This is a genomic window from Streptomyces sp. NPDC093064, assembly GCF_044754605.1.
Lineage (GTDB): Bacteria > Actinomycetota > Actinomycetes > Streptomycetales > Streptomycetaceae > Streptomyces.
In genome coordinates this window covers 1-1,352 of the sequence record NZ_JBIVPK010000154.1, presented here as the reverse complement: position 1 = coordinate 1,352, position 1,352 = coordinate 1, and the positions used below count along the sequence as shown (strand labels likewise).

Annotated in this window: 2 protein-coding genes; one reads left to right on the top strand and one right to left on the bottom strand. The window is 64.3% G+C overall.

Annotated features, from left to right (window positions below; genetic code table 11):
- The first annotated feature begins 398 nt into the window (after window positions 1-398).
- Window positions 399-641 (top strand): hypothetical protein, encoded by a 243-nt coding sequence (locus tag ACIQFZ_RS43530; protein WP_402694013.1) that lies wholly within the window; start codon window positions 399-401, stop codon window positions 639-641.
- 479 nt (window positions 642-1,120) lie between these two features.
- On the opposite strand, the gene ACIQFZ_RS43525 is transcribed toward ACIQFZ_RS43530, so the two are convergent.
- A partial coding sequence (locus ACIQFZ_RS43525; RefSeq protein WP_402694012.1) for a hypothetical protein occupies window positions 1,121-1,352 on the bottom strand: 232 nt, incomplete at its 5' end.

Genomic DNA, 1,352 nt, shown 5'->3' with positions numbered 1-1,352 from the left:
CAATGATCACGAAGCCCGTGCCTGCTCTGCTATGCACCCCAACCGGTCACGGCCCGACCCAGCCGCACGACTCCGGAACTTGACCAAGCCCTGGGTGCATGCCGATCGAGAGGGCGAGCTCCCCCGGGGCCCGCGGACCACTGTCGACAGCTGCATCGACTCTGACGGGTCGTAGGTGTAGTCGGCCGTGATGTCGATGTACGCCGATGAAGTGTCCGCGTTCATCTTCTTGCTGACGTCCCGCATCGCCGGCGATGGTGTGTCCTACATCCGCTACACCGACGCGGCCCTTGCCGAGATACGCGCGGAGGCCGCCCGCCGGGGGCCCGAAGCAGCGTCAGTGCAACCTCGACATGGTGCTGCCCCCTGTGCCGCGAAGTGGCACGGGCATCTATCAGATGGCCACTGTCGAGCGCGACGATGAGCGGCTCGTCCCGATGCGCGGTCCCGAGGGAGAGGGGGGTCTGACCATGTACTTGGCCGCGGAGGGCAAACCGTACATCCGGTTCATGGAAGGCACCTCCCAGAGCTCCGAGATGAAGATCGAGTTCTCCCGGTACGGCGAACCCGTGGGCGCCACAGTGCCCCCGCCAGGCAAAGTCCTCAATGCAACAGGAGACGGCAGCCTGTTCGACATCTGAAACCACCTGCAGAGTCGGCGCGTCGAGCAGGGCGAGGCCCCAGCCGGTCTCTTCGTCCCCCTCCGCCGCCGACGCAGGATGGGAATGGTTCGCGGTTCCGGGTCGGTGACCTCAAGGCTCATCTTGGTGCCCGGAGGCTGCAACCGCCCAGTTCGTCCACGTCGGTAGGCTGCCTGGCGACCGTGCACGGGCGTGCAGGGCCACCGACTGGCCGTTGATGGAGTGGAGATTCTTATGTCGGTACGGGCTCCGACCAGTCCCCCCGTACTGGTTATGGCGGTGATTTCCTCCGTGGCGATGCCGGGAGTAGCTGTGTTCCACGGCCTCCCTATTCCCTCCCGAATCGTGCTTGCCGCTCTCGGATTGCTGGCCTGGATATCTCTGTTCAAGATCCTGAAGAATGCGTGGGGTGACCGAATACCTTTCCGTGGCCAACCTGACCCGTCCGGTTGGGCGTGGGTTGTCTTCACAGCGTCCTTCTACGCGCATGGACTGGTGTTGGGTCTCGCCTGGCGGGAGTGCGGCGACACAGAGACAGGGCTCATGTTCGCCCATGTGGTGGTCAGCGCGATCTTGGTGGCGATCGTCAGTGTGGCGAGCAGGCGTGCGTTGTTCAGATACGGCAGCTGTAGATAGTCGTTGCTGATCATGGTGTGGTGCCGGCGTATGCGTGCCAACGGCGGTGGCAGAGGCGGGCGCGGTGTTGATGGC